The 23,080-nt window shown below is 66.0% G+C and carries 19 protein-coding genes and 1 pseudogene; 9 read left to right on the forward strand and 11 right to left on the reverse strand.

The annotated features are described in order from the left end of the window. Positions 1 to 106 precede the first annotated feature (106 nt). Positions 107 to 1,546: an ATP-binding protein gene (locus tag U5L98_RS00425; RefSeq protein ID WP_322556380.1), complete on the forward strand. Its 1,440-nt coding sequence runs from the start codon at positions 107 to 109 to the stop codon at positions 1,544 to 1,546. Next, positions 1,543 to 2,250 carry a response regulator gene (locus U5L98_RS00430; protein WP_322556381.1) on the forward strand — a complete coding sequence of 236 codons (708 nt, stop codon included), beginning with the start codon at positions 1,543 to 1,545 and terminating at the stop codon, positions 2,248 to 2,250. Before U5L98_RS00425 ends, U5L98_RS00430 begins: the two co-directional genes overlap by 4 nt. Positions 2,251 to 2,513: 263 nt before the next feature. Here U5L98_RS00430 and U5L98_RS00435 read toward each other — a convergent pair whose 3' ends face one another. After that, entirely contained in the window at positions 2,514 to 4,019 is a 1,506-nt protein-coding gene (locus U5L98_RS00435) for a carbohydrate porin (RefSeq protein WP_322556382.1), read from the reverse strand. A gap of 259 nt (positions 4,020 to 4,278) precedes the next feature. On the opposite strand from U5L98_RS00435, the gene U5L98_RS00440 reads away from it, so the two are divergent. The 7 genes from U5L98_RS00440 (at position 4,279) to U5L98_RS00470 (ending at position 12,366) form a co-directional block, all read left to right on the forward strand. Next, entirely contained in the window at positions 4,279 to 5,139 is an 861-nt protein-coding gene (locus U5L98_RS00440) for an aldo/keto reductase (RefSeq protein WP_322556383.1), read from the forward strand. Positions 5,140 to 5,322: 183 nt separating this feature from the next. After that, the gene (locus U5L98_RS00445) at positions 5,323 to 6,591 is read left to right on the forward strand and encodes an ABC transporter substrate-binding protein (protein WP_322556384.1); all 1,269 of its coding nucleotides are present in this window, start codon (positions 5,323 to 5,325) and stop codon (positions 6,589 to 6,591) included. Positions 6,592 to 6,603: 12 nt separating this feature from the next. Then, positions 6,604 to 7,578, forward strand: coding sequence for a sugar ABC transporter permease (locus U5L98_RS00450; RefSeq protein ID WP_322556385.1), 975 nt, complete (start codon positions 6,604 to 6,606; stop codon positions 7,576 to 7,578). After that, positions 7,575 to 8,417, forward strand: a complete 843-nt coding sequence (locus U5L98_RS00455; protein ID WP_322556386.1) for a carbohydrate ABC transporter permease — start codon at positions 7,575 to 7,577, stop codon at positions 8,415 to 8,417. Before U5L98_RS00450 ends, U5L98_RS00455 begins: the two co-directional genes overlap by 4 nt. 20 nt (positions 8,418 to 8,437) lie before the next feature. Then, complete coding sequence (locus U5L98_RS00460) at positions 8,438 to 10,054, forward strand: alpha-glucosidase (RefSeq protein ID WP_322556666.1); 1,617 nt, start codon at positions 8,438 to 8,440, stop codon at positions 10,052 to 10,054. A gap of 46 nt (positions 10,055 to 10,100) precedes the next feature. Further along, on the forward strand, positions 10,101 to 11,207 hold the full coding sequence (locus U5L98_RS00465) for a sn-glycerol-3-phosphate ABC transporter ATP-binding protein UgpC (RefSeq protein WP_322556387.1): 1,107 nt from the start codon (positions 10,101 to 10,103) through the stop codon (positions 11,205 to 11,207). A 109-nt stretch (positions 11,208 to 11,316) separates the two neighbouring features. Further along, a complete protein-coding gene (locus tag U5L98_RS00470) occupies positions 11,317 to 12,366 on the forward strand; it encodes a LacI family DNA-binding transcriptional regulator (protein ID WP_322556388.1) in 1,050 nt (349 codons plus the stop codon). A 46-nt stretch (positions 12,367 to 12,412) separates the two neighbouring features. Here U5L98_RS00470 and U5L98_RS00475 read toward each other — a convergent pair whose 3' ends face one another. The 10 genes and pseudogenes from U5L98_RS00475 to ptsP all read right to left on the reverse strand — a co-directional run bounded on the left by U5L98_RS00475 (position 12,413) and on the right by ptsP (position 23,071). Further along, positions 12,413 to 12,832 (reverse strand): secondary thiamine-phosphate synthase enzyme YjbQ, encoded by a 420-nt coding sequence (locus U5L98_RS00475; protein ID WP_322556389.1) that lies wholly within the window; start codon positions 12,830 to 12,832, stop codon positions 12,413 to 12,415. Positions 12,833 to 12,948: 116 nt separating this feature from the next. Then, entirely contained in the window at positions 12,949 to 13,740 is a 792-nt protein-coding gene (locus U5L98_RS00480; protein ID WP_322556390.1) for a methyltransferase domain-containing protein, read from the reverse strand. 172 nt (positions 13,741 to 13,912) lie between these two features. Continuing rightward, positions 13,913 to 14,527, reverse strand: a complete 615-nt coding sequence (locus U5L98_RS00485) for a methyltransferase domain-containing protein (RefSeq protein ID WP_322556391.1) — start codon at positions 14,525 to 14,527, stop codon at positions 13,913 to 13,915. Positions 14,528 to 14,657: 130 nt separating this feature from the next. After that, a pseudogene (locus U5L98_RS00490) lies at positions 14,658 to 14,979 on the reverse strand (aldehyde dehydrogenase family protein); the annotation flags it as partial. Beyond that, the gene (locus tag U5L98_RS00495; RefSeq protein ID WP_322556392.1) at positions 14,940 to 15,215 is read right to left on the reverse strand and encodes an FIST N-terminal domain-containing protein; all 276 of its coding nucleotides are present in this window, start codon (positions 15,213 to 15,215) and stop codon (positions 14,940 to 14,942) included. The pseudogene U5L98_RS00490 and the gene U5L98_RS00495, both read right to left, overlap by 40 nt. 71 nt (positions 15,216 to 15,286) lie before the next feature. Then, positions 15,287 to 15,532 carry a hypothetical protein gene (locus tag U5L98_RS00500; RefSeq protein WP_322556393.1) on the reverse strand — a complete coding sequence of 82 codons (246 nt, stop codon included), beginning with the start codon at positions 15,530 to 15,532 and terminating at the stop codon, positions 15,287 to 15,289. Positions 15,533 to 15,736: 204 nt separating this feature from the next. Continuing rightward, positions 15,737 to 17,395 carry a glucose-6-phosphate isomerase gene (gene pgi / locus U5L98_RS00505; RefSeq protein ID WP_322556394.1) on the reverse strand — a complete coding sequence of 553 codons (1,659 nt, stop codon included), beginning with the start codon at positions 17,393 to 17,395 and terminating at the stop codon, positions 15,737 to 15,739. 44 nt (positions 17,396 to 17,439) lie between these two features. Beyond that, positions 17,440 to 19,188 (reverse strand): PTS fructose-like transporter subunit IIB, encoded by a 1,749-nt coding sequence (locus U5L98_RS00510; RefSeq protein ID WP_322556395.1) that lies wholly within the window; start codon positions 19,186 to 19,188, stop codon positions 17,440 to 17,442. Further along, the gene (pfkB, locus tag U5L98_RS00515; protein WP_322556396.1) at positions 19,185 to 20,159 is read right to left on the reverse strand and encodes a 1-phosphofructokinase; all 975 of its coding nucleotides are present in this window, start codon (positions 20,157 to 20,159) and stop codon (positions 19,185 to 19,187) included. Before pfkB ends, U5L98_RS00510 begins: the two co-directional genes overlap by 4 nt. Beyond that, complete coding sequence (gene ptsP / locus U5L98_RS00520) at positions 20,159 to 23,071, reverse strand: phosphoenolpyruvate--protein phosphotransferase (protein ID WP_322556397.1); 2,913 nt, start codon at positions 23,069 to 23,071, stop codon at positions 20,159 to 20,161. The genes pfkB and ptsP overlap by 1 nt, the downstream gene beginning before the upstream one ends. Positions 23,072 to 23,080: the final 9 nt, after the last annotated feature.

The following is a 23,080-nucleotide window of genomic DNA, read 5'->3' on the forward strand; positions in this document are numbered from 1 at the left end:
CTGATCTCAAGCTTCACATTGCCTGCACAGAAACTGACCGATGGCTGCACGCCGAACGGCGAGAATACATCACATCCTCGCCGCCCCACGCTCCCGGAGCACGTCCATGCGCTCACCCAGCCCTCCCCACCCGGCCGTATCGCGGCTCGGTATCAAGCTGTTCGCGATCATCCTGGTGGTCAACGTGGCCATCTCCGGGCTGGTATTCCTGGCGGTCTCACGCAGCCTCGACCAGGGATTCATCGAGTACCTGGACCAGACCCAGACCCGCCGTGCCGAGACGCTGGCCGAGGGGCTCGGCGAAGAGTGGGCCAACCGCGGCGACTGGCAGTGGCTGCGCCAGTCACCCCGCGCCTGGCACCGCCTGGTGCGCCGCCAGCTGTGGCCCGGCGACACGCCACCGCCGGAGGGCATCGAGCGCCGCCTGGGTGACCCCAAGGACTTCGTACTTCATGACGCCTCCGGCCTGCCGGTGATAGGCCTGCCGCCTGACGACGACGAGCAGGCGGCCACCCTGCGCTGGCTACCCATCGAGAGTGGCGGCCGCGAGGTCGGGATGCTTGGTTACCGCCCGCCTCAGCAGCTGATGGCGCGCATGGACCGCATCTTCCTGTCCCGCCAGCAGCGTAACCTGAGCATCATCGTCGCCTCCCTGGGCCTGGCCTCGCTGCTGCTGGCAGGGGGCCTTTCCTGGTGGCTGGGACGACGCACCCGCGGCATGGCGCAGGCCACTCGGCGCCTCACCGAGGGCGACTACAGCACCCGCCTGGAGGAGCGCGGCCGCGATGAGCTATCGAGCCTCGCCCACGACTTCAACGTGCTGGCCGCCACCCTGGAGGCCAGTCGCGAGGCGCGCAACCGCTGGGTCTCCGATATCGCTCACGAACTGCGTACGCCGCTGGCGGTGCTGCGAGGCGAGATCGAGGCCATGCAGGACGGCATCCGTGCACTGGATCAGGACAATCTGCACTCGCTGGCCCAGGAGGTCGGCCAGCTGGAGCGCCTGGTGGCCGACCTGCGCCTGCTCTCGCAGAGCGACGCCGGCGCCCTGGAGGTTCAACTGGCTCCCCTGAACCTGGCAGAGAGCCTCACCTCGCGCCTCGATGAGGCCAGTGGATGGCTCGCTGACAGCGGCATTCGCCTGGAGCGAGAGATCGAGGGCCCGGCCTGGATCCGCGGCGACACCCAACGGCTGCGCCAGCTTTGGAACAACATGATCGACAACACCTGCGCTTATACATCTGCCCCGGGACGGCTGCACGTAAGGCTCGTTGTCCACCAGGGGCAAGTGAAGGTGAACTGGGAAGACAGCGCCCCAGGCGTGCCCGAAGCCGAGCTGCCGAGACTCACCGAGCGGCTCTACCGGGTCGAGGGATCGCGCAACCGCACCAGTGGCGGCAGCGGCCTGGGGTTGTCGATTGCCATCGCCCTGGCGCGCGCCCACGGCGCGCGCATGGAGGCCTCTCCCTCGCCGCTAGGCGGGTTATGCTGGACCCTGACCTTTCCCGCCATCGAGGACCACCAATTCAGGGAGCACGCCGCATGAGCACACCGGACACCGATCAGGACCGGATCCTGATCGTCGAGGATGAGCCCAAGATCGCCCGCCTGGTCGCTGACTACCTACAGGGCAGCGGCTTCACCAGCCACCACCTGGACCACGGTGATGCCGTGATGCCCTGGCTCGAGGATTGCCGGGAGCGCCCGGAGCTGGTGCTGCTCGATCTGATGCTGCCGGGCACCGACGGCCTGACCCTGTGCCGTGAGATCCGCCAGAGATGGCCAGAGATGGCGATCATCATGCTCACCGCCCGGGTCGAGGAAGTCGACCGCTTGCTGGGCCTGGAGCTGGGCGCCGACGACTACATCTGCAAGCCCTTCAGCCCCCGTGAGGTGGTGGCACGAGCCAAGGCCGTGCTGCGCCGCAGCCGGGCGGCCACCTCGCCCGCCGCCACTGGCAGCGACCTGGTCCTCGACGAAGAGGGTTGGCAGGCCCTGGCCGACGGCCACGACCTGGGCCTCACCGCCGTGGAGTTCCAGCTGCTGAAGGTGATGATGCACTCACCCGGGCGAATCTTTACCCGCGAGCAGCTGATGGACCACATGTATCGCGACCATCGCATCGTCTCGGAGCGGACCGTGGACAGCCACGTCAAGAAGCTGCGCCGCAAGATCGCCGATACCTGGCCCGAGCGCGAGGTGATCCGCTCAGTCTATGGCGTCGGCTACAAGTACCAGCCGGAGGAGTGAGCCCCTTCTCAACCCGACCGACCAGACCGGCTCAAGCGCGTCGTCTTCCACTGCAGTATGGCTAGCAAACTGCTATCACTGGTCCTTACCATGCCTTTCACCGAGCGGGCCGGCGTAACGACAAGAGATACCATGCGCTAACGGCGACGCTCCTGGAGTCGCCGTTGACGTTTCCAGCCAATGCAAAAAGCCCGCAGCATCACGCCACGGGCAAGCATCGAAACAACAGGCAGACAAGCCCCGGCAGGTGCCGGGCCTTGACGTCAGAACCAGACTTCGGTCTGCACGCCGAAGGTCCACTGGCTGCCGGTGAACTCATCGCTGCCGAAGGCGTCACCGGCGCTGTAGTCATTCAACTCCTCGTCCCAGTCGCTCCAGGAGGCGAACAGGCGGATCTCCGGACGCTGCCAGAAGCCGCCCACCTGGGGCTTGAAGGTCGGGGCGACGGTGAATTTGGTATAGTCCCCTTCGACCGCGGTGCGACCGTCAAAGCCTTGGGGGTCGAGGTCCATCCATTGGTAACTGGCCTCGTACTGCATCTCGAAGTTCTGGGTCAGCTCGTTGGCCAGGCGCACGTTGAGAGTCGCCCAGTCGTACTGGTCGCCGTCGACGTAGCGGTCTTCGCTGGTCTCCGCCAGGATCGCCGGGGCCACACGCCACCTGGGGGCCACATAGGTGGTGCCGTAGAGGCCAACGCGAGTCGCGGTGGCATCCTCGGTCAGATCGCCGCGAGCGCCGATGCCCTTGGTCTCGGCGCCCAGGCCCTGACCGTGCAGTACGGCGGCCTTGTAATTACCCTCCCCCAGGCCGAAGAAGCTGTCGCCGTGGTACGCCACCATGGTGTGGAAACCGGATTCGGCGGCTTCCTGACCTTCACCGATATCGCGCTCGTCATTGTCGGCGGCGGACATGCCGTTGACCATCCACTGCCAGTTACCGAAATAATTGTTGGAGGTCAGGATCAGGTTATCTGTATCGCCGCTGTCATCCCCTGGCGACTCGCGTGTCACGGGGAAGTCGCTGAAGCTGCGGCCGTAGAGGGAGAAGTTGGACGTCCAGCTGTCGGCCAATTGCATGTCGTAGATCCCCGCCCCGGTGCCGGAGAGGAAGATGAAATCGGTATCCATCCAGTGGATATCGAAGTTGTCACGGTCGAAGCGCTTGCCCGCCCAGATGGAGGCATTCTCGAAGGCGCCGGTGAAGCTCGGCAGATCGCTGAATTCGGCATAGACCTGGCGCACGTTGAGGTTGGACTCGGCGGCGGTCCAGTCGTTGCTGGTGGTCGTGCCGTCAGCGATCATCGTGCGGTAGTGGGCCTTGGCGCCGTTATCGAAGCGCATCTTGTAGTTGAAGATCGCCTCGGCGTAGGTGTCCGGCTCGTTGCCCAGGCGCCCCACGGCTCCGCCCAGAGAACCGGCCGGTGTCACGTAGGGGCCGCCCTCGGCGCTCTTGCCATCCTCACCGATCAGCAGGCCGGAGCGCGCATAGACGTTGAAGGAGAAGCCTTCCTCTCCGCTCGCCTGGCGCTCGACCCTGGCCAGGCGCTCCTCGACCTCGTCCGGTAACAGGCGACCCTCGGCCTGTTGCTCGGCCAGGTCCGCGCGCTGTTCGGCGGCATCGGCCCGCTGCTCGGCGGCGGCGATGCGCGCCTCCAGCTCGGCGAGACGCTCCTCGAGGGAGTGATTGTCGGCACCCGCTATCCCGGCGAGCCCCAGGCTAGCGGAAGCGATGGCAATGGCGAGCGGCTTCTTGAACGTGGCAGTGTGCATGGTCGTTCTCGTCCTTTGTTGTTGTCGCGGCTGGTGGTGATCACAGAAAAGGGGATGGCCCCGGTGCCGGGGAGTCGCACCCCGACGAAAGACACCCGAGGAACTTAATCGATTCAGACATTGACCACAAACCTATTTGTTAATATTACTACCAATGTCTAAGAAATGACCGGGAACGAAAGAGATTCTCGGTAATAAAACTACAAAACGCCTCCTGCCATGGCATACCCTGCCCCCGACACCACGACGAGGAAACACGATGACGCCCGGACAGCCTCCCCTCTCCTTGATGCTGGGCATGATGCGCCTGCATGAGGCCGATGAACTCCAGACACCCGAGCGGCTGGCCGACTGGATCGAGGCCCGTCTCGACCAGGGGCTTGACTGGTTCGACCACGCCGACATCTACGGCGGTGACGGCCGCAACGAGCACCTGTTCGGCGAAGCCTTACGCCATCGACCGAGTCTCGCCGCCCGGGTGAAGGTGGTGACCAAGGCCGGCATCCTGATGACCCACGGCGAGACCAAGCACTACAACAGCTCACCAGAGTGGCTTGCCGGCGCCATCGACCGGGCCCTGGCGCGACTCGGGGTCGAGCGGCTGGACCTCTTCCTGATCCACCGTCCCGACCCGCTGATGGAGGCCGAGGCCACCGCCCGGGGGCTGGATGATGCCGTCCGAGCCGGCAAGGTCGCCGCGCTGGGGGTCTCCAACTTCCTGCCCGAGCAGTGGCGACGCCTCAAGGCCGCACTGTCTCAACCATTGACACACCACCAGCTACAGCTCTCGCTCACCCACTCGGCCCCCCTGTTCAACGGAGAGTTCGATGCCCTGCGCCGGGACGATCTCTCGCCCATGGCCTGGTCGCCCCTGGATGGCGGCGCGCTGTTCGAGGGCGCCGCCGGACAGGCCCTGAAGCGCCTGGCCACCTACCATGGCGTCAGCCCCGCCGGCCTCGCCCTGGCCTGGCTGCGTCGCCTGCCGGGCTCGCCGGTGCCGGTGATCGGCACCCTCAACCCGGCGCGGATCACGGCCCTGCAGGACGAGGCACGGGTGTCCCTGCCGCGTCAGGACTGGTATGCCCTGCTGGAGGCGGCCCGCGGCCACGAAGTCGCCTGACGGCCGGCAAGACTGCGACCAAAGTCGTGGTTGAAATCCAGGCTGAGCAACGGCTAACTGGGCGGACTACGATCTTAATCGTTTAAGACATGGGGCACGAACGGTTACGAGACCCGCGGACAACGCATCGCAACCGGTCTTTCCCCTACCACAGCGACAACAACAAGTGACGAGGAAGCCAGCATGTACAAGAAAACGCTAATCTCTGCCATCGCCCTGGCCGGCGCTGCCGCCGGCAGCAGCCAGGCCCAGGCCGCGGAATTGACCATCTCCTGTGGCGCCGTCGGCGCCGAGCTCGCGCTATGCGAGCAGGGCATCAAGCAGTGGGAAGAGCAGACCGGCCACGAGGTAGACATCGTCTCCACTCCTAACTCCTCCACCGAGCGCCTGTCGCTCTACCAGCAGATCCTCTCGGCTCAATCCAGCGATATCGACGTGATGCAGATCGATGTGGTCTGGCCGGGCTTACTTGCCAACCATCTGCTCGATCTTGAGGACGTCCTGGGTGAGGACGCCGCCGCCGGCCACTTCGAGACCATCGTCGCCAACAACACCATCGACGATCGCCTGGTGGCGATGCCCTGGTTCACCGATGCCGGGGTGCTCTACTACCGCAAGGACCTGCTCGAGAAGCATGGCTTCGAAGCCCCCGAGACCTGGGAAGAGCTCACCGAGATCGCCACTGAGATCCAGGCCGTCGAGCGCGAGGCCGGCAACGACAGGATGTGGGGCTATGTCTTTCAGGGCCGTGCCTACGAGGGCCTGACCTGCAACGCCCTGGAGTGGATCGCCAGCTACGGTGGCGGCACCATCGTTGACGCCGACGGCGAGATCACCATCGATAACCAGCGTGCTGCCGAAGCGTTGGACCTGGCTGCCAGCTGGATCGGCAACATCTCCCCGAAAGGCGCCCTCAACTACACCGAAGAGGAAGCCCGCGGGCTCTTCCAGAGTGGCAATGCGGTGTTCATGCGAAACTGGCCCTATGCCTGGTCACTGGCCCAGAGCGAGGACAGCGACGTGCGCGACAAGGTTGGTGTGGTCAAGCTGCCTAGCGCCGAGGGCGAGGAGAGTGCCGCCACGCTCGGCGGATGGAACCTGGCCGTGTCCCGCTACACCGAGAACCCCGAGGTTGCCGCCGACCTGGTGGCCTTCCTGACCGGCGAGGCGGAGCAGAAGCGCCGCGCCATCGAGGGCGCCTATAACCCCACCCTGGCCTCCCTCTACGAGGACGAGGAAGTGCTCACGGCGGTGCCTTTCTTCGGCACCCTCTACGAGACCTTCACCAATGCCGTGGCACGCCCCTCGGCGCCCACCGGCGACAACTACGGCCGCGTCAGCAACAGCTTCTTCAACGCCGTGCACCAGGTGCTCTCCGGAGACCAGAGCGGTGCCGAAGCCGTCTCACAAGTGGACAGTGAACTCTCGCGCATCAAGCGCCGCCGCTGGTAATCGGAGGTCATCATGACGACTCAATCAACCGATAGCGCTCCCGCCAAGGGGCGCCTCGCCAAGGCCGGCTACCGCGGCACCAAGGTGCGTCGCCAGCGGGTTCGCGCCGCCTGGTTGTTCCTGGCGCCCATGCTGGTGGCGCTGGCGCTGGTCGCCGGCTGGCCACTGCTACGCACCTTCTACTTCAGCTTCACCGATGCCTCGCTGTCGGACACCGCCGGTGCCGCCTTCATCGGCATCGAAAACTACCTGGTCTATGACGATGGCGCCTGGTACGGCCTGCTCACCGACCCGGTGTGGTGGAACTCGGTGTGGAACACTCTCTACTTCAGCGTCGTTTCGGTGTCGCTGGAGGTGGTATTCGGCGTCATCGTCGCCCTGTTGCTCAATGCCGAGTTCAAGGGCCGCATGCTGGTGCGCGCCGCAGTGCTGATCCCCTGGGCGATCCCCACCATCGTGTCGGCCAAGATGTGGGCCTGGATGCTCAATGACCAGTTCGGGATCATCAACCACATGCTCATGGGCCTGGGGCTGATCGATGCGCCACTCGCCTGGACCGCCGATGCCTCGCTGTCGATGTGGGCGGTGATCATGGTCGATGTGTGGAAGACCATTCCCTTCGTCGCCCTACTGGTGCTGGCCGCCCTGCAGATGTTGCCCAAGGACTGCTACGAGGCCGCCGAGGTCGACGGCATCCATCCTGTGCGAGTGTTCTTCAGGGTTACCCTGCCGCTGATCACCCCGGCGCTGATGGTGGCGGTGATCTTCCGTCTGCTCGACGCCCTGCGGGTATTCGACGTGATCTATGTGCTGACCTCCAATTCCACCAGCACCATGACCATGTCGATCTACGCCCGCCAGCAGCTGGTCGAGTTCCAGGATGTCGGTTACGGCAGTGCCGCCTCGACGATGCTGTTCCTGATCATCGCCCTGGCCGTGGTGATCTACCTCTATCTCGGCCGCCGTCAATTGGGAGTGGACCAATGAACCAGTATCAGCTGACCAAGCTCGCCAAGCGGGTCGGGTTCTATGCCTTGATTGCCGTGGTGATGATCTACGCCATCTTTCCCTTCTACTACGCGGTAATCACCTCACTGAAACCCTCCAGCGAGCTGTTCACCGTGAGCTATTGGCTGGATTCGCTAGATTTTACCAACTACATAACGATCTTCAGTCAGGGCAGCTTCGTACGCGCCATCTTCAACTCTATCCTGGTCTCGGTCAGCCTAGTGACCATCGCCCTGCTGCTCGGCATCACCGCCTCCTATGCCCTGGGCCGGGTCCGCTTCCGGGGTCGTGCCACAGTGATGCTGACGATCCTTGGGGTCTCGATGTTCCCCCAGGTGGCGGTACTCTCCGGGCTGTTCGAGGTGATCCGCGGGCTCGGCCTCTACAACAACCCGGCCGGCCTGATCCTCAGCTACACCATCTTCACCCTGCCCTTCACCGTCTGGGTGCTGACCACCTTCATGAAGCAGCTGCCCATGGAGCTGGAAGAAGCGGCGATCATGGATGGCGCCACCCCCTGGGTGACCATCACAAAGGTATTCCTCCCGCTGATGTGGCCGGCCATGGCGACCACCGGCCTGCTGGCCTTCATAGCCGCCTGGAATGAATTCCTCTTTGCCCTGACCTTCACCCTCACCGACGACCAGCGCACCGTGCCGGTGGCGATTGCCCTGATCTCCGGCGGCAGCCAGCACGAGCTGCCTTGGGGCCCGATCATGGCCGCCTCGGTGACCGTCACGGTGCCCCTGGTGATCCTGGTGATGATCTTCCAGAAGCGAATTGTTTCCGGGCTTACCGCCGGCGCCGTCAAAGGATGAACCAACACATGGAACCCAAGATGCAAGACAACCTGAGCTGGTGGCGCGGCGGCGTCATCTACCAGATCTATCCACGCAGCTTCCTGGACGCCAACGGCGATGGCATCGGCGATCTCGCCGGCATCACCGAGAAGCTGGACTATGTCGCCAGCCTGAACGTGGACGGTATCTGGCTGTCGCCCTTCTTCACCTCGCCGATGCTCGACTTCGGCTACGACATCAGCGACTACCGCGGCGTCGACCCGATGTTCGGCAGCCTTGACGACTTCAAGGCACTGCTGGCCAAGGCTCACGCGCTGGGGCTGAAGGTGATGATCGATCAGGTGATCAGCCACTCCTCGGACCAGCACCCCTGGTTTCGGGAGAGCCGCGCCGATCGCATCAATGCCAAGGCCGACTGGTACGTCTGGGCCGACCCCAAGCCCGACGGCACGCCGCCCAACAACTGGCTGTCGATCTTTGGCGGCCCGGCCTGGACCTTCGATTCCCGGCGCCGCCAGTACTACCTGCACAACTTCCTGACCAGCCAGCCGGATCTGAACTTCCATAACACAGAAGTCAGGAAAGCTCAACTGGACAATATGCGCTTCTGGCTGGAACTGGGGGTCGATGGCTTCCGCCTGGATACCGTCAACTTCTACTTCCATGATCCCGACCTCACCGACAACCCACCGGTACCCAAGGGCGAGGCCAAGACCCTGGGCGCCCCGGAGGCCAATCCCTATACCTGGCAGCGGCATGTCCACGACATCAGTCGCCCGGAGAACCTGGATTTCCTCAAGGACCTGCGTGCCTTGATGAACGAATTCCCAGGCACCACCACGGTGGGCGAGATCGGCGATGACAACCCCCTCGAACGAATGGCCGAATACACCGCCGGCGGCGACAAGCTGCACATGGCCTACACCTTCGACCTGCTCAACGCGCCCCACTCGCCGGCCTATCTCCGCGAGGTGATCGAACGCTTCCAGCGCCTGGCCGGCGACGCCTGGCCCTGCTGGGCACTGTCAAATCACGACGTAGTGCGCAGTGCCACCCGCTGGGGCCAGGACGAAGATCCCGTGGCCTACCCCAAGGTGAGCCTGGCCCTTCTCTTCTCGCTGCGCGGTAGCGTCTGCCTCTATCAGGGTGAGGAGCTCGGCTTGCCCGAGGCCGAGGTGCCCTTCGAGCGCATCCAGGATCCCTACGGCAAGGTGCTGTGGCCGGAGTTCAAGGGCCGCGATGGCTGTCGCACACCGATGCCCTGGCGCCAGGCTCCGCAGGGCGGGTTCTCCAGCGTGGAACCCTGGCTGCCGGTGGAGGAACGCCACCTGCCGCTGGCGGTCGAGGCTCAGCAGGACGACAGCGCCTCGGTGCTCACCGCGACCCGCACGCTGCTGGCCTTTCGCGCCTCGCATCCCGCGCTGATCGACGGTGACCTCAGCCTGGTCGACGTCGGTGAAGAGCTGCTCGGCTTCGTCCGCGAACGCGGCCAGGAGCGCCTGCTATGTGTCTTCAACCTGGGCGACAAGACATTGAGCACGACGCTGCCACAGGCCAGTACCTCGCTCCAGGGGCACGGTTTCGCGGCGGCGCTCGACGGCAACACCCTGACCCTGCCGCCCTATCAGGCGGCCTACCTCACCCTCGACCACTGACAACACACAACAAGAGCCGGCCCCATGGCCGGCGAGGAGTCACAAGATGGCAAGCGTCACCCTGGAAAAACTCAACAAGACCTTCGGGCACGACCACATCATCAAGAATGTCGACCTGCAGGTCGGCGACGGCGAGTTCGTGGTCTTCGTCGGCCCCTCGGGCTGCGGCAAGTCGACCCTGCTGCGCCTGATCGCCGGACTCGAGTCGATCTCCGACGGCGAGCTGAGGATCGGCGACGACGTGGTCAACGACCTGCCGCCCCGCGAGCGCGGTGTCGGCATGGTGTTCCAGTCCTATGCTCTCTACCCACACATGACGGTCTACGAGAACATGGCCTTCGGCCTAAAGCTGGCCAAGATGGCCAAAGAGACCGTCGATGACCGAGTGATGGCCACGGCCCGCATTCTGCAGCTCGAGGAACTGCTGCATCGCAAGCCCAAGGAGCTCTCCGGCGGCCAGCGTCAGCGCGTGGCCATGGGCCGCGCCATGGTGCGCGAGCCACGCGTTCTCCTGTTCGACGAGCCGCTGTCGAACCTCGACGCCTCGCTGCGCGTGCAGATGCGCAACGAGATCGCCCGCCTGCACCATCGCCTGGGCTCCACCATGATCTACGTCACCCACGACCAGGTAGAAGCCATGACCCTCGCCGACAAGATCGTGGTGCTGCGCGACGGGCGCATCGAGCAGGTCGGCAGCCCCCAGACGCTCTACCTGCAACCGGCTACCAAGTTCGTCGCGGGGTTCATTGGCTCACCCACCATGAACTTCATGCCGGCGGAGCTGCTCGGCAGTGATGGCGATGGGTGCAAGGTCAAGACGCCGGGGCTCGGCGAACAGGCCCTGCCCCAGGACGCCAGCGGTCAACGCCCTGGAAGCGAGCTGACCCTGGGCGTGCGTCCCGAGCATCTGTGCCTGGCCGAGGCGGAGGGCGAAAACAGCTTCGAGATCATCAACGTCGAGTACCTGGGCAACGAGGTCTATGTCTATCTCGAACCCATGGCCGGCGACACCCTGCTGATCCACCGCAGCGAGGCCCCCAGCCGCTGGAGCCTCGGCCAGCGGGTCGCGCTGGTCCCGGATCTCGAGCATGTGCACCTGTTCGATGCCCAGGACCGGGCACTCGAGCTTGCCACGAGCCGACGCGCTGCCTGACGGCGTTGCGAGCCGAGGTTCTCGAACGACCGCCCGGGAGGCTACTCTCCCCCAGGCGGTCCATGCTAGGCTGCTAACTAAATCGTTACAGCCTTATGGAGTCGAACTCGTGCCCCCCTCTCGCCGCATCACATTGAAGGACCTGGCTCGCGAGCTCGACGTCTCGACAGCCACTATCTCCAACGCCTTCAACCGGCCCGACCAGCTCTCCCCGAAACTGCGCGCGCATATCCTCAGCGAGGCGCAGCGCGTGGGCTACAGCGGGCCCGATGCACGGGCTCGCAGCCTGCGCACGGGCCGCTCCCAGATCATCGCCGTGATCCTCGCCGAGACCCTCACCTACAGCCTCAACGATGCCGTGGCGAGCGAACTGCTCTCGGGCATCGCCGAGGTGCTCGATACCCGTGGCCATACCCTGCTGCTGCTGTCGGGGCGCCAGAACGCCGCCAGCGTGCCCGGCGCCTCGAGCATCGCCGACGGTTTCATCATCTATGGCCTGATGCCCAGCCTGAAGCTGTTCTCCGACCTCCCTCCCGAGCGTCCCCTGGTGGCGGTGGACTTCAATATCGACGATCACGCTGCGGTGCACATCGACAACGAGCCGGCGTGCCATGCCATCGCCCGCCATGCCCTCAAGACGCCGACCCGACGCCCCGCGGTGATAAACCTGCGGCTGACCGAGCAGCCCTGCAACGGCCGAATCGGCAGTGACCGGGCGCTGCTTTCGGCCGAACGTACCATCACCCGGGCCCGCCTCAGCGGCTTCCAGAAGGCCTTCGTCGAGGTCGGCATGGACCCGGCCGAGGTGCCGATGTGGAACATCGAGGAGAACACCTTCGAAGTCTGCACGCTGGTGATCGAGGAGATCCTCGATTTGCCGGACGCCGAACGCCCCGACCTGCTGCTGTGCATGTCCGACCGCATCGCCCTGACCGTGGTGACACTCGCCGAGCAGCGTGGCCTACGCATCCCCGAGGACCTGCGCATCACCGGCTTCGACGGCATCGCCGAGGGACAGTATCGCGCCCCTCGATTAACCACCATCCGCCAGGACAGCACCGAGAAGGGCCGCATCGCCGCACGCATGATCCTCGGGCTGGAGCCCGCAGAGTCCTGCGTCATGACCACCGAACTGCTTATCGGCGACACTTGCCCCTGACATCCGCCCAGCCGTTCGATCCCGCCCATGGGCGGCAAGGCGCGGATCAGGCGCCGTTGAGGGTGGCGATCAGCCGTCGCGCCCCGCCATGGTCGCGGTGCTCTCCCAGCCATAGCCCCTGCCAGGTGCCAAGGACCAGACGGCCGTCACGCACCGCCAGGGTCAACTGGGTGCCGAGCAGACTGGCGCAGACATGGCCCGGCATGTCGTCAGGCCCCTCGAGGGTATGGCGGAAATAGGGAAGATCGCCGGGGATCCGTTCGTGCAGGAAGGCATGCAGATCATGACGCACGTCGGGGTCGGCATTCTCGTTGAGGGTCAGAGACGCCGAGGTGTGCAGCAGCTGCAGGTGCAGCAGCCCCATGTCGACCTCCCGCAACGCGGGCAGGCCGTCGACCACCTCGTCGGTGATCAGGTGAAAGCCGCGCGAGCGCGGCGCGAGACGCAGTTCCTGCTGTTGCCACATGACGGCTCCTCGAGACGGATGAGGGGGATACCGCCATGCTAACCTGTCCAGACGCCAAGACAAGGACGCCGCACCCCACTGCGGGGCGCCGCGACCTGCCGGCCGAGGCCGCTACCTCAGCGCCGGATGGCCAGCAGCGAGATGCTCCTGACGCCGTGGGTCTCGCTGGTACCCCGCGCCGAGTCGGTCAGAAAGCGGTACTCGGGATGATGGCGCAGGGTCTGTACCACGAACCCTGCCGCTTCGATGGCCGCCCGGTAATCGTCCACCTGACTGGCCCCGCCGATGCAGGCGGCCCATAGGGTGGCATTGCAGGAGATCTTTTCCGGCAGCGGCGTCTCCGTGACGATATCGGCCAGCGCCAGGCGCCCGCCGGGTCGCAGGACCCGGGCCGCCTCGGCAAAGACCCGCGGCTTGTCCGCCGACAGGTTGATGACGCCGTTGCTGATCACGACGTCGACGCTGCCGTCAGCGAAGGGGGGCGACTCGATATAGCCGGCATGGAACTCGACGTTGCGAATCCCCGCCTCCTCGGCCAGGCGCTGGGCCTTGTGGCGCTGGGCATCGGTCATGTCGAGTCCCAGCACCTGCCCCTCCGGCCCCGTCGCCAGGGCGGCCAGAAAGCTGTCCATCCCGGCGCCGCTGCCCAGGTCCAGCACCCTCTCGCCGGGGCGAATCGACGCCAGATCCAGGAAGTGGCCGACGCCGGTGAAGGAGTCGATGGCCTCGCCGGGAATCCGGTCCAGTCCCGCCGGGTCATAGCCCAGGCGTTCGGCCAGGACGCGCCCCATCTCGAAGTGGAAGTCCGCCTCCGGCGTCTCGGCCACCTCGCGATAGATCCCCTTGACCCGAGCCTCTAGCTCCCGAGGATCCACCGCGGGTGACGTGGACGGCTCGATGATGCTCATGATGGCTCTCCTCTTGTAGTTGTCGTCTTCGGTCTACGGCACGCAGGTGCCACGCCTCCCCTTCTCCTTCTCCTTCTCCTGCTACGGCACCCTGGCCGTCGCCGCCCTTCTCGACCGACGAGCACGACACCGCCAGGGAGCCAGGGTACTGGGGCTGGCGTGAAGCCTCGGGTCAGCGTGTGAAGCACGCCACCTGGGTCGGCTGGCCGAGGTGATCGTCCATGTCGCCGACCCCTGAGAAGCGCACACGATAGCCGTTGCGGCGCGCCACACCGAGCGCCCAGTCGCGAAAACGCGCCCGATCCCACTCGAACTTGTGGTCGGGGTCCCGGAACTCGCCCGGTGGCATGTCGAAAAGCGGGTTGTATTCATGGTTGGGGGTGGTCATCACCAACAGCTGCGGGCGCAGCCCGGCAAAGACCGCGCGCTCGACCCGGGAGAGCGACTCGGGCGGAACATGCTCGATGGTCTCGACCATGGCCGCCGCCTCGAAGCCGACCAGCGCCGGGTGGGCCTCGGTATAAGAGCCGCAGACTAGCTCGAGGCGCCCCTCGCGGGCGGCCGGCAGATCCTCCAGGCGCAGCTTGGCCTGGGCCAGCAATTCGCCGGAGAGCTCCAGGCCCACCACCCGCTCGAACTGTGGGTCACGCAGCAAATACTGCAGCAGCCCACCGGAGCCGCACCCAAGGTCGAGCACCCGTCGTGCACCGCTGCTCTTGACCAGCGACACCACGCGCCGCAATCGCTCCTGGTGGAGGTCGGGAGCCTCGAGGTCGATCATCTCCATGCTGTCTCCATCTGGACCGGGCGGAAGATGATGACGCATAGCGGCCGAGACGTGTAGCTGCGTGGATAAAAAAGGCGCGACTCACGCTGAGCCATATAGCATGTTCGATATTTCCGAGGCGTTGTCCGACACCGCCGGTCAGGAACTCGGCGCTCTCCTTCCGGGCGATGTCCATGTAGGACATGATCTTGTCGAACTGCTCCCGGGAGGCCTGGGCACCCACCTGGACGTCGGTATCCAGCGGATTGCCACGCTTGATCGACAGGGTGCGCTCCATGAGCTTGGCCATGAAAGCGTCGTAGATGCTCTCCTGGTTCAGCGCCCGCGACGGGCAGGTGTGTAGACCTCGCCCTGATGAAGAAGGCCAGCACCAGGCCCTCGGCGGCCTTGTCGATGAATTCCGGCTCGGCGTTCATGATGTCGGCGGGGGAGGGAATGATGTTCTCGGCGGCGCCAGGGCCCGACCGCGAAAATCGTCCAGCAGGCCGTCGACCAGCCGCTGGGCACGGATCAGGCCGAAGCCCGACAGGTCATCGACCAACGCACAGGAAACGGCGAAATGCTGACGGTCGAAACCGATGGCAACGATGCTGCCACGCTCATAGCCGCCTGGGGTGATTTCACCGGCGGTGGTGCAGCCGGCTGTTAATGGCCAAGTAAACTGACCCAGTATCGGCCAACGCCACACCCTGGAAGGCCTCGTTCAGGGCGTCGGCGAGTTCCCGCGCCTCCCCCTCCGGGTCTCGCCGACGGCCATCGCTAGAGTGACACGATCACAACGTCGTGCAGCGACCGCCGGCATGCCTCGATCAGGCGAGCCTGGTCGATGAGCTCCGTAGGGGCGTCCGGGGCCGGCCCCTCTCCCCGGGCCCAGGCGCTGAAGGCCGCCATCTGGGCGGGATACTGGTCGCCATGGACGACTTCGCGGCGCTGGCGGCCCTGGTCGTCGGTGATCACCAGTTCGCCCACTCCATCCTGCTTGTCCGGACGAAAGACCTGGGGCACCCGGAGGGTACCGCGAGTGCCGATGACCTCGTACTTGCCCCGCTGTTCGCGCGGTCCGTCGGCGAAGCGACGACCGAAGGGTCGACATCGCCGAAGTTGTGCCAGAGCCCCAGCGAAAGCGCGGGGAGCAGGAGACCACTGCGTCCACAGCGGCGATAGTGCATGGCCTCGTAGCGCGAGGCATCGGCCTGGTAAGGCATCACATCACTCCTGTCGGCTCTTCTTCTTGCCGCCGCGCGGCTTGGCGGCCCCCGTATCCTCGCCTTGCGAGCGAGGTGACGTAAAGTGCCCGCGCACCAGCGCCAGCAGGCCCTGGGTGGAAGCATCGAAGTCCTGGCTTTGGGCGTCGATGCGTTCGCTGATCTCGCCGGCGATGCGCTTGCCCAGCTGTACGCCCCACTGGTCGAAGGAATTGATGTTCCAGATCACTCCCTGGACGAACACCTTGTGCTCATAGAGCGCGATCAACGCGCCGAGGTTCTTGGGTGTCAGTTCGTCGAGCAGCAGCACGCTGGAGGGGCGATTGCCCGGGCAGCTGTAGGGGTCGAGGCGAGAGCCGGTCTGACTGCCCTCCATGAAGGCGTTGGCCTGGGCCAGCATGTTGGTGAGCAGCGCGAAGTGGTGATCCTCGACGCCGGGCTCGGGCTTCAGCGAGGCGATGAAGTCGATGGGCACGTAGCGGGTGCCCTGGTGGAGCAACTGGAAGAAGGCGTGCTGGCCGTTGGAGCCGGTCTGGCCCCAGACGATGGGGCCGGTCTTGTAGTCCACCGGGTGGCCGAAGATATCCACCGACTTGCCGTTGGACTCCATGTCGAGCTGCTGGAGGAAGGCCGGCAGCTGATGCAGCGCCTGGTCGTAGGGCACGATGGCCTGAGTCTCGGCGCCCTGGAAGTTGATGTGCCAGATGCCGATCAGCGCCATCAAAACGGGCATGTTCTCGGCGAAGGGTGCCGACAGGAAGTGCTGGTCCATCTCGTAGGCGCCCTCGAGCAGCTCCATGAAACCCTCGAAGCCGATCGACAGGGCGATGGGCAGGCCGATGGAGGACCACATCGAGTAGCGCCCGCCGACCCAGGCCCAGAATTCGAAGACATTCTCCTCGCGGATGCCGAACTCCGTGGCCGCCGCCTTGTTGGTCGAGGCGGCGATGAAGTGCGCCCCCACATCGGCGTCCGGGCCGGCGTTCTCCAGGAACCAGCGGCGTGCGGTATGAGCGTTGAGCAGCGTCTCCTGGGTGGAGAAGGTCTTGGTGGAGACGATGAACAGGGTGGTGGCCGGGTCGAGGCGGCTGAGCACCTTCTGGATATGCGCGCCGTCGACGTTGGAGACGAAGTGAAAACTGAGCTCGGGATGGCGGTGCTTGAGCAGCGCCCGGCAGGCCATGTTGGGGCCCAGGTCCGAGCCGCCGATGCCGATGTTGACCACGTCCTTGATGCGCTGGCCATCGAAGCCCGTCCACTCACCGTTACGCACCGCCTCGGAGAAGGCGCGGATCTGCTCGCGGGTGCGATGGATCTCCGGCATCACGTCCTGGCCGTCGACCTTCAGCGGCCCTTCGCCGAGATTGCGCAGGGCGGTGTGCAGCACGGGACGGTCCTCGGTGACGTTGATGATATCACCGGAGAACATCTGCGCACGGCGCTGGACCAGCGCCGAGTGCTCGGCGAGCTCGATCAGGGTGTCGAGGACCTCGTCTGAGACCGGCTGTTTGGAATAGTCGAGGAAAAGACCACCAACGCGCAGGCTCATCTTCTCGAAGCGTTTTGGGTCCCTGGCGAAGTAATCGCGGATGCGATCACTGGCGGTCGTCTGTTGCAGGCCCTTGAGGGCCTGCCAGGTGACGCTGCGGGTAAGCTGGAACATGCGAAAATCCTCTTGTTGTCGATGGTCTCGAGCGAGTCTCTTGATCAGGCGTTGGCCTCGACGGCCACAGCCTCGCTACCGCGCTTGATCGCCGCATACCCGAGGCCAGTCACCAGCGAGCCGATGATGATGGCGACGAGATAGAGCAGCACCGGGGTGATGGCATTGGGGATCAGCAGCACGAAGATGCCGCCGTGGGGCGCCATCAGCTTGGCACCCACCAGCATGGAGAGCGCACCGGTGATCGCACCACCGACCATGCACACTGGGATGACCCGCAGTGGGTCCTTGGCGGCGAAGGGAATGGCGCCCTCGCTGATGAAGCAGAAGCCCAGCACGAAGGAGGCCTTGCCCGCTTCGCGCTCCGGTTCGGAGAACTTCGATTTGGCGACGAAGCTGGCAATGCCCATGCCGATGGCCGGCACCATGCCGGCTGCCATAATCGCCGCCATGGGGCCGTAGGTCTCGGAGGCCAGCAGCCCCACGCCGAAGGTGTAGGCGGCCTTGTTGACCGGCCCACCGAGATCGAAGCACATCATGGCGCCCAGCAGGATGCCGAGCAGCACGGCGTTGGCGGAACCCATGTTCTCGAGGAAAGTGGTCAGGGCGGAGAGGATGGCCGCTACCGGCTCGCCGACGATGTAAACCATGGTCAGGCCGGTGACCAGGCTGGCGACCAGGGGGATGATCAGGATCGGCTTGAGCGACTCGACGCTCGACGGCAGCTTCACGTAGCGCGTCACCGCAAGCGCCACATAGCCCGCCAAGAAGCCGGCCAGGATGCCACCGATGAAGCCGGCACCGATCTCGGAAGCCAGCATACCGCCGATCATGCCCGGGGCGATGCCCGGCCGGTCGGCGATGGAGTAGGCGATGTAGCCAGCCAGCACCGGGATCATCAGCGCAAAGGCCGTGCCACCACCGATCTGCATCAGGGCGGCGGGAAGCGTGCCCTCCTCCTGGAAGGCCTCGATGCCGAACACGAAGGAGAGCGCGATCAAAAGGCCACCGGCCACCACCATGGGCAGCATGAAGGAGACCCCGGTGAGCAGATGCTGGTAAGGCCCCTTCTCCTTGCTGCCTTTCCTCTGGCCGCTGTTCTTAGCCTCAGCGCCACCTGTCTGCTCTACCTCGGCCTCTTTGAGTGCCGTCTCGATGGTCGGTTTCGGTTTCTTCAGGGCGTTACCGGTGGAGGTGCGGTAGACACGTTTGCCGGCGAAGCGGGCCGCATCGACTTCGATGTCACAGGCCAGAATCACCAGGTCGGCCGCCTCGATCTCTTCGTCGCTGAGCTGATCCTGGGCGCCTACCGAGCCCTGGGTCTCCACGCGAATGGCGTGGCCCATCGACTTTCCCGCCTCGGCCAGCGCTTCGGCGGCCATAAAGGTATGCGCCACGCCGGTCGGGCAGGCAGTGACCGCCACGATCTTTCTGCCTTTGTTGTCTTGTTGGGTGAGCGGTGTCTCGCTCTCGGTGGGCAGCGTGTACTCGCTGGCCTCGCGGCTGGCGCGCTCGAGGAAGGCCTGGGGGTCGGGCAGGGCCTCACCGATGGGCGCTTGGAAAAGTTGCTTGCCGGCAAATCGCGCCGGCGCCGGGACATGATCGGCAGCGACCACTATCAAGTCAGCGTCGGCGATGGTCTCGGCACTGACCGGCGTCAGCGGTTTGAGCTCGCTATGCATCTCGACCTGGATGTTCCAGCCGAGGCGTCCGGCGGCCTGCTCGAGGCGACGGGCGGCGAGGAAGGTGGTGGCCATACCGCTGGGGCAGGCGGTGATGATGATGGCGTTCATGCGAGAGCTCCCCCTGCGTCGACGTCGTTGAGACGGCGGACGCGGGTCTGTTGTTGGAGTTGCGGGAAATCCGGGGCACGGGCATCGCCCACGCCCACATGACGGATGGATTCGGCGGACAGCGCCGTGGCCAGGCGCAGCACCTGCTCGGGGGGATGCCCCGAGAGCACGCCGTGCAGCATGGCGGCAACCAGGGTGTCGCCAGCACCCACGGTGCTGGCGACCTCTAGGCGCGGCGGCAGGGCCTGCCAGGCGCCGCGCCGGCTGACCCAGAGCACGCCGTCGGGGCCGGCGGAGATCAACGCCTCCTCGACGCCGTGGGCGTAGAGCCTGAGCGCCGCTCTGAGCCGGGCGTCGGCGCTCGTCAGTGGCATGCCGGCCCAAGCGGCGAGTTCCTGATCGTTGGGCTTGACCGCAGTGGGTCGGGCGGTGATGGCAGCGGTGAGCGCCTTGCCGCTGGTATCGACCCACACCGGCAGGTCGGCACCGCGCAGACGGGTTACCAGGTTGGCGAGGTCCTCCGGCGTCACGCCGGGGGGAAGACTGCCGGCGATGACTATGGCGTCGGGGCAGCGGTGGGCGTCGGCCAGGCGAGTATCGAGACCCTCGAGCAGGCGCTGCCAGGCGGCTTCATTGATGGTGGCGCCGGGGCCGTTGATGTCGGTGACCCGGCCGTCGGCCTCGGCAAGCTTGGCGTTGATGCGCGTCTCGCCGGGCACGCGCAGGAAGGCATCCTCCACGCCCATGGCCTGGAAGGCGCGCAGGAAGGGGCCGTCGTTGTCGGCGCCGAGAAAGCCCGACACCGTGACATCGTGGCCCAGTGCCACCAGCACCCGCGCCACGTTGACGCCCTTGCCCGCGGCGGCTAGATGGGTGTTCAAGGTGCGATTGACCGCACCGGGCTCGAGCCGCTCGAGGCCAATCGACAGGTCGAGTGCCGGGTTGAGGGTGAGGGTCAGGATGCGGCCCATCAGCGCACCTCCAGGGCGTCGCGAACCGACTCGCTGGTAGCCTGGGCGAGGGCCAACTGGGCCAGAGTGCGCGCATCGGCCAGGTCGAACTCGGCCAGGCGCGACTTTACCAGCGGCACCTGGCGGGCACTGACCGAGAGCTCGTCGACGCCCAGGCCCACCAGCACCGGCACGGCGACGGCATCCGAGGCGAGCTCCCCGCAGACCCCCACCCACTTGCCTTGGGCATGGGCGGCGGACACGGTCATCTCGATCAGCTTGAGCACCGCCGGGTGCAGGCCATCGGCCTGGGCGGAAAGCTCCGGGTGGCCACGGTCGATGGCCAGGGTGTACTGGGTCAGGTCGTTGGTGCCCACCGAGAAGAAGTCCACCTCGGCGGCCAGGGTCGGCGCCAGCAGGGCGCAGGAGGGCACCTCGATCATCACCCCGAGCTGAACATCAGTGGTCCGCTCGGTCTCGGGAATCTCCTCGAGCAGGCGGTCGAAGATCGCCTTGGCGGCGCGGAACTCGCCGACGTCCTTGACCATCGGCAGCATGATGCGCAGCGGCCGGCCTTTTCCCGAGGATGATTGTTCCACACCAGCCGCGGGCGCCGCCGCCATCAGCATGGCGCGGAACTGGGTCTCGAGCACCTCGGGCTTGGTGAGCGCCAGGCGAATGCCGCGCAGACCTAGGAAGGGGTTGTCTTCCTTGGGCACCGGCCAATAGGGCAGCGGCTTGTCGCCGCCGACGTCCAGGGTGCGCGCCACCAGGGGGCGGCTATCCAGTGCATCCAGGGCCTCGCGATACTCGGCGATCTGGGTATCGAGGTCAGGCTCCTGGGCATGAGCCATGAACAGGAACTCGGTGCGTAGCAGGCCGACCCCTTCGGCGCCGCGTTCCACGGCATCCAGGGCATGGGCGGTATTGCCCAGGTTGGCGGCCACCTCGACCCGGTGGCCGTCGCGGGTACGCGCCTCCTGGAAGCGCGCCTCCCAGGCCTTGGCCTCGCGGCGCTGGTGCTCGGCAAGGCGGCGCTCGGCGGCTTCACGACGTTCGGCAGAGGGTGCGGGAATCACCCGGCCGCGCTCGCCGTCGAGGATCAGCTCGACGCCGTCGTCCAGGGTCAGCACGCGCCTGCCACCCCCCACCACGGCGGGAATGCCCAGCGCACGAGCGAGGATGGCGCTGTGCGAGGTAGCCCCGCCGCGGGCGGTGAGCAGGCCGCGTACCCGGGAGGTATCCAGGCGTGCCACGTCGGAGGGCCCGACATCATCGGTGACCAGGATATAGGGATGATCCGGGGGTTCGGGGAGCTCGACCCGGCAGAGGATGCCCAGCACCCGCCGGCCGACGTCACGCAGGTCGGCGGCACGCTCGGCGAGCAGCCGGTCAGCGAGCATCTCCTGGGCGTGGGCGGCGGTCTCGATGGCTTCCCACCAAGCAGCTTCGGCGGAGCTGCCCTCCTGGAGCTGCTCGCGGGCGGCCTCGCGCAGCTCGGGATCGCTCAACATCTCCTCGTGCATGGAGAGGATCTGGGCGATTTCACCACCGCGGGCCTGCTGTACCAGGGCCTCGAGTTGCTCGGCGCCTTCGTGAATCGCCTGGTCGAGCCGACGGGCCTCGACAGCGGGGTCCTCGGCGTTCCGGGGATAGTCGAAGTGCGGCGTGCGCAGCACGAAGACCGGCGCGATGGCCAGCCCCGGCGAGGCAGACACGGCTGGATGCGGCTCATCGGCGGGCAAGGGGTCCGGCGCAGGTTCGTCAACGACCTTGGCCGTCTGCTCGCGACTCTCGTCGAAAGGCAGTACCTGCTCGCCGAGCCCTTCGGTCACGGCATTGCAGACCGCCTCCAGGGCCGCCTCCAGGGCCGCCTCTGCACCCTCCCCCTCGGCGGAGAACATGAGCTGCTGCCCGCGGCGCGCCCCCAGGTTGATCACTTTGGTCAGGCTGCTGGCCGAGACCGCATCGAAGCCGCCATCGGCCAGGCGCACACGGACCGGCAGCCCCTGGGCGCGCGCCACCTGCACCAGCTGCTTGGCCGGGCGGGCGTGCAGGCCATGGGCATTGAGCACGCGAGCCTGGCGGGTGCGGGCCGCCGCGGTTTCACCGGCAAGCCGCGCCAGCAGCGTCTCGGCATCGAGGCCATGCAGCTCTTGTGCGCTGTCGGCGTCCAGCAGGGCGAGGATACGTTCCAGCAGGCCGCGATGGGCATCGCCCTGGGCAGCCAGGCAGAAGACCCCGGTGACCCGCTCGCCCGCCTCTTCCAATGCCGATTCAGGCGTAGCAAGCGACAGCGCCGGCACCTCGACGCCACGCTCGCTGCTGACCAGCCAGAGCCCCTGACCAAGCCCGAGGGGCGCGCGCTCGGCAACGCTGGCCACGAAGTCGTTGCCCACACAGCCGAGCTGACGCAGGCGAGCGGCGCCGGCCAGCGCCAGCTCGCGGATATCGCGGGCGGGAAAGCCCAGGCAGAGGGTCTCGGCGTCCAGGCGCGCCTCGATCACCGTCTTCGACAGCAGACCGGCGATCTCGCTGCGCGAATCCGCGGCGGCCAGGCGCTCGGCAACCCCCTCACGATCCAGCACATGGGTCAGCTGACGCAGGATGTCCAGGTGCTCATCGCTCTGAGCGGCGATGGTCACCAGCACATGCACGCGGTTACCGTCGTGCCACTCGATTCCGGCCGGGAACTGCAGCACGCGCACTCCGGTACGGCGGACATGCTGGCGGCTATCAGGGGTGCCGTGAGGAATGGCGATGGCATTGCCCAGGAAAGTCGAGGACTGGGCCTCGCGGTCGAGCAGGCCGTCGCGGTAACCGCGCTCGACCAGGCCCGCATCGTGCAGGGACTCGGAGGCCTGATCCAGCGCCATGCGCCAATCATCGGCCCGGCAGTCGAGCAGAATATCGTCCTGGCGTAGGGTCAACATGGGTCTCTC

It is taken from the genome of Halomonas sp., assembly GCF_034520545.1.
GTDB lineage: Bacteria > Pseudomonadota > Gammaproteobacteria > Pseudomonadales > Halomonadaceae > Halomonas.

Coding starts and splice junctions, on each gene's coding strand:
- U5L98_RS00425 (WP_322556380.1), top strand. CDS start 107: ATGCGCTCACCCAGCCCTCCCCACCCGGCCGTATCGCGGCTCGGTATC.
- U5L98_RS00450 (WP_322556385.1), top strand. CDS start 6,604: ATGACGACTCAATCAACCGATAGCGCTCCCGCCAAGGGGCGCCTCGCC.
- U5L98_RS00475 (WP_322556389.1), bottom strand. CDS start 12,832: ATGTGGCAACAGCAGGAACTGCGTCTCGCGCCGCGCTCGCGCGGCTTT.
- U5L98_RS00435 (WP_322556382.1), bottom strand. CDS start 4,019: ATGCACACTGCCACGTTCAAGAAGCCGCTCGCCATTGCCATCGCTTCC.
- ptsP (WP_322556397.1), bottom strand. CDS start 23,071: ATGTTGACCCTACGCCAGGACGATATTCTGCTCGACTGCCGGGCCGAT.
- U5L98_RS00480 (WP_322556390.1), bottom strand. CDS start 13,740: ATGAGCATCATCGAGCCGTCCACGTCACCCGCGGTGGATCCTCGGGAG.
- pgi (WP_322556394.1), bottom strand. CDS start 17,395: ATGTTCCAGCTTACCCGCAGCGTCACCTGGCAGGCCCTCAAGGGCCTG.
- U5L98_RS00455 (WP_322556386.1), top strand. CDS start 7,575: ATGAACCAGTATCAGCTGACCAAGCTCGCCAAGCGGGTCGGGTTCTAT.
- U5L98_RS00510 (WP_322556395.1), bottom strand. CDS start 19,188: ATGAACGCCATCATCATCACCGCCTGCCCCAGCGGTATGGCCACCACC.
- U5L98_RS00440 (WP_322556383.1), top strand. CDS start 4,279: ATGACGCCCGGACAGCCTCCCCTCTCCTTGATGCTGGGCATGATGCGC.
- U5L98_RS00445 (WP_322556384.1), top strand. CDS start 5,323: ATGTACAAGAAAACGCTAATCTCTGCCATCGCCCTGGCCGGCGCTGCC.
- U5L98_RS00465 (WP_322556387.1), top strand. CDS start 10,101: ATGGCAAGCGTCACCCTGGAAAAACTCAACAAGACCTTCGGGCACGAC.
- U5L98_RS00430 (WP_322556381.1), top strand. CDS start 1,543: ATGAGCACACCGGACACCGATCAGGACCGGATCCTGATCGTCGAGGAT.
- U5L98_RS00460 (WP_322556666.1), top strand. CDS start 8,438: ATGCAAGACAACCTGAGCTGGTGGCGCGGCGGCGTCATCTACCAGATC.
- U5L98_RS00485 (WP_322556391.1), bottom strand. CDS start 14,527: ATGGAGATGATCGACCTCGAGGCTCCCGACCTCCACCAGGAGCGATTG.
- pfkB (WP_322556396.1), bottom strand. CDS start 20,159: ATGGGCCGCATCCTGACCCTCACCCTCAACCCGGCACTCGACCTGTCG.